The organism is uncultured Thiodictyon sp. (assembly GCF_903828115.1).
In the GTDB taxonomy this organism is placed as follows: Bacteria; Pseudomonadota; Gammaproteobacteria; order Chromatiales; family Chromatiaceae; genus Thiodictyon.
On the sequence record NZ_CAIKKU010000735.1, the window covers coordinates 1 to 4,220 of the forward strand.

Sequence of the window (4,220 nt, forward strand, 5' to 3'; positions counted from 1 at the left end):
GCTCGGCGTGGCGCGCGAGCGTGGCCGCGGCGGGCGGCTCGCCGCGGGCGGCGGCGGCCCGGATCTCCGGCGGCGTGCGCGTGAGGCCGGTATGGCGCTGGTGGTCGGCGGCCAGTCCCGGCCCGGACAGGAAGGTCTCGATGCACCCCTGTTTGCCGCAGTAGCAGGGCGGGCCGGGGGACTCGTCGGGCTGCGGCCAGGGCAGGGGGTTGTGGCCCCATTCGCCGGCGATGGCGTTGGGTCCGGCCAGGAGCCGGCCCCCGATGACGATCCCGCCGCCGGTCCCGGTGCCGATGATGACCCCGAAGACGCTGGCCGCCCCGCGGCCGGCGCCGTCGGTGGCCTCGGAGAGGGCGAAGCAGTCGGCGTCGTTGGCCAGGCGCACCGGCCGCCCCAGGCGCTCGGCCAGGTCCAGGTCCAGGGGCCGGTCGTTGAGCCAGACGGAGTTGGCGTTGCGCAGCCGCCCGGTGAAGGGTGAGAGGGCCCCCGGGGTGCCGATGCCGATGCTGCCCGGTTGACCGGCCGCCGACTCGATGGCGGCGATCAGCCCGGCGATCGCCCCCAGGGTCGCGCCGTAATCGCCCCGGGGCGCCGCGATCCGGTGCCGGGCCAGGACCCGGCCCTCGAGGTCCAGGGCGATGGCCTCGATCTTGGTTCCGCCCAGGTCCACGCCGATACGCATGTCAACTCCTTATCTCTCACAAAGACACAAAGACACAAAGATAAAGAATACAAGAAAAAAAAAGGGGATACGCCCAGGTCGATGCGCCATACCGCGACCGCGCCGGACGCGGCACGTCCGTGCGCTCGCGGCGTTCGGCCCCCCCGTCTCTTCGCTGACCGTCTCAAACCTTGTTGTTAAGCGTCTCTTCTCCGTGTCTTTGTGCCTTTGTGAGAGGATTCATGGTGCCTCTGTGAGAGGATTTACGGTGTCTCGGTGAGAGGATTCATGGTGCCTCTATGAGAAAATCTACCCTGTCTCTGTGAGAGGACTAACGAGCCCGGGGTCACGTCAGGGCTCAGCCCTGGGGGCCGAAGGGGCTCTCGGAGCCGGACGGGTTAGTGAAGCGGTCATTGAGCGTCTGGACATAGGCATCGCAGTTCTGCAACACCTGCTCGACGCGGCGCCGTGCCTCGGGGCCCCAGCCGGCGGGGGTGGCGACGAGGACGGTCCGCCGGGGCGTGGTGTTGTACTCGAAGGCGGCCGCCAGATTGCCCTCCACGTTGGACGCCGCGGCCCTTAGGCGCACCCAGCCCGCCAGGCCCCTGGTTGCCAGGCGGCGGATCCCGAAATGCGCGGCCAGGGCCAGCCCGGCCAGGATGCCGAACAGGGCCTTGGGTCCCCAACTGACCTGCTCGAGGACGGCGAACCAGGGCGGATCGTAGGTCAGACCCTGCCAGTGCCCGGCACCGATGCTCCAGAACAGGAAGATGACCCCGACGAGCGCCAGGAGGATCGCATCGGCGGTCAGGACGCGCCGGCGCCAGCGCGACAGGGCCTGCGTCAGGATGGGTGCGGCGCCCTCGCCGATGTCGTTGGCGGTCTTGTCCAGGGCGCCGACGATGCGGTAGGCGCGCTCCACCTCCACCGAGTGCATCCGGCCGTGGATCTCGGCCAGATCCGGGTCGCGCTTGCTTTCGTAGCGGCGGCGTAGGGCCGCGTCCTCGATCGGGCTGGCCGCATCCGGGCAATAGATGGTGTAAAAGCGCCCGGCGGTCAGACCCTCTTCCCCCAGGGCCCGTTGCCAGGCGGCCACCACGTCCTCCGGATTGTCCTCGCGGGCGGTCATGTCGATCTGGTTCAGGATGAACATGAACTTGCCGGGGTCGGCCCGGTGGATGGTCTTGCCCACCAGGTGGTGCAGGGTATCGCGCATGGCGCCCGGCTCCGGGTGACGGGCGTCGAAGAAGACCAGGACCAGGTCGGAGAGGTCGATGATGTGGTCGACGATGCGCAGCGTTGCGGTCCGCTGCTTGTCGGCGTCGAAGCCGGGGGAGTCGATCAGGATCCTGCCGCGCAGGACCTCGCTCGGGCAGGCCTTCAGTTGCAGATAGGCGTCGATGCGCGCCCCCTCGCCACTGGCCACCTGATTGATGCTGCTGGAGATCCGATACAGCGGGAAGCGCGGGTCCGCGTCCAGTGCGACCCCGGGCAGGGCCTGGGTGGTGGCGGCACGGCCATAGCAGATGACGGTGAAGCGATCATCCACCGCCTGATTGCCGGTCCGCTGTACCTTCTGCCCCAGATAGTGATTGATGAAGGTGGATTTGCCGGAGGAGAAGGTCCCCAGGACCGAGATCAGGGGCCACCACGGGATCTGGGTGGCATAGGACTCGCCGGCCGGCAACAGCCCCATGGCGTGGGCGACCTTGTCCAGTTCCCGGAAGCTCTGCACAGCGCTCAACAGCACCGGGTTTTCCTGCTCCAAATGACGTTCCAGGTTGAGCAGGCGCTGGGACACGACCTCTTCTGACGGCATGGGAGATTCCTTATGAAAAGAATGAACTGCGAAAGGCCAGGCGCGCCTGCCAGGGGCCGGCCAGCGACGCCGCGTCCGCTTGCCGGCCGGGCTGCGCGAGCGGCGGCGGGCCTCGGGGTGGCGTTAAATTGACCGCGGATGGTATACCGATCGACCTTGGCGCGGTAGTCTGGCGCTCGCCGGCGCCGGTCAGGGCCCTGTGCGGTCCCCGGCACGCGCGCCGGTGGTCGTGCGAGCGGCGCGGCGTGGGTTCTTGGAAGCCCCCGGGGAAGTCCCGATACCTCGCTGCTTTTTCGTCTGTTCTCCGCGCGTTGCTTGAATGCCTACGGGGCGCGCGTGCATACTGTCCGGCGAACAGCGTCGCGGCGGTCGCGACCGCCCGCGCCAGCCGATGATTCGATCCGGACTACAGCGTTTCGTGTGCGATACGATGGGAACTATGACTAGAAGTAAGCTCGGTGCCTGTTTGCTTATCCTTGCCGCCTGGGTCGGAGCCGGCGCCGCCGCAGCGCCGCCCGCGGACCTTGGCGAGTCAGTCGTGGTCCAGCAGGCCCAGGGGGCGCCCAGCGTCTCCCTGGGCGGGACCGTGATTCCCTACAAGGAGGTGGTCCTGTCGGCCCAGTTGCCGGGCCGGGTCGCCTATCTGGCCGGCATTGAGGGCGATACCTTCAAGGCGTCCGACCTCCTGGTCGGGATCGACGATGCCGAACTGCTCGCCAAACGGCGCGCCATGGTCGCCCAGATGGCGAGCGCTGACGCCCAGTTGCGCAATGCCGGGGTACAGTACAACCGGGAGATGTTTTCGCCGCGTGCCAACGCCTCCCCGGGCGGCATGGGCGTGCCCAATCTGTTCGACCAGATGTTCACCCGGCCGATGGAAGGCATCGTCGGGGATCGGGAGCGCGGCGCCGAGCGCGGCGCGGACCTCTTCGCCTCCGGCATCCAGGTGCAGGAGGCCCAGAACACCATCATGCGTCTCCAGGCCGAACTCCAGGCCTTGGATACCAAGATCCGCGACGCGCGCAGCATCGCTCCCTTCGCCGGGGTCATCGTGAAGAAGCTCGTCGAGGTGGGGGACACCGTCCAGCCCGGCCAGCCGCTGCTCAACTACGCCGATGTGGAGTATCTCCAGGTGGAGGTGGACGTGCCGGCGCGCCTGCGCCCGGGGCTGCGCGAGGGCATGGTGGTCACCGCGGAACTGGACCTGCACAGCCGTCGGGTGCCGGTGCGGGTGGCGCAGATCTTTCCCGTGGCCGACAGCCAGCGCCATACGGTCAAGGTCAAGTTCGATCTGCCCCAAGGCATCTCTGCGCCGGGGATGTATGCCAAGGTGCTGATCCCCGACACCAGCGCCAGCGGCGCGGCGGCGCGCGCCAATCCGGTGATCCCGCGCAGCGCGATCCGTTACAACGGCAGTCTGCCCGGGGTCTATGTCCTGGGTGACGGGGGCGAACCCCAGTTGCGGCTGATCCGCATCGGCGAGGACCAGACCGACGGCTTCGTCACCGTGCTGAGCGGCCTGGTGGCGGGTGAGCGGGTGCTCGTCAACCCGGGGCCGCGCGTGACCGCCGGGTGGGCCAAGGAGGGTGTCCCGCCCCGGTGAGGGTCCCTGCGTCTGAGCATCCGTTGTCGTTGTCGTTGTCGTTGTCGTTGTCGTAATCGGAGAAGCGATGCATTTTGGGGTGCTAGATCCAGGGCGATACGATAACCTCGATTACGAAAACGATTACGACAACGACA

The 4,220-nt window shown here is 68.0% G+C and carries 3 protein-coding genes; 1 reads left to right on the plus strand and 2 read right to left on the minus strand.

The genetic code is table 11. The annotated features are described in order from the left end of the window. Together QZY48_RS27220 and QZY48_RS27225 are read right to left on the minus strand one after the other, a co-directional pair. Positions 1-682 (minus strand): ROK family protein (locus tag QZY48_RS27220; protein ID WP_295436713.1); only part of this gene is annotated, 682 nt, incomplete at its 3' end. Positions 683-1,019: 337 nt separating this feature from the next. Continuing rightward, entirely contained in the window at positions 1,020-2,480 is a 1,461-nt protein-coding gene (locus QZY48_RS27225; RefSeq protein WP_295436714.1) for a dynamin family protein, read from the minus strand. A 439-nt stretch (positions 2,481-2,919) separates the two neighbouring features. On the opposite strand from QZY48_RS27225, the gene QZY48_RS27230 reads away from it, so the two are divergent. Next, positions 2,920-4,083 carry an efflux RND transporter periplasmic adaptor subunit gene (locus QZY48_RS27230; RefSeq protein WP_295436715.1) on the plus strand — a complete coding sequence of 388 codons (1,164 nt, stop codon included), beginning with the start codon at positions 2,920-2,922 and terminating at the stop codon, positions 4,081-4,083. The last annotated feature ends 137 nt before the right edge of the window (positions 4,084-4,220 follow it).

Coding starts and splice junctions, on each gene's coding strand:
- QZY48_RS27225 (WP_295436714.1), bottom strand. CDS start 2,480: ATGCCGTCAGAAGAGGTCGTGTCCCAGCGCCTGCTCAACCTGGAACGT.
- QZY48_RS27230 (WP_295436715.1), top strand. CDS start 2,920: ATGACTAGAAGTAAGCTCGGTGCCTGTTTGCTTATCCTTGCCGCCTGG.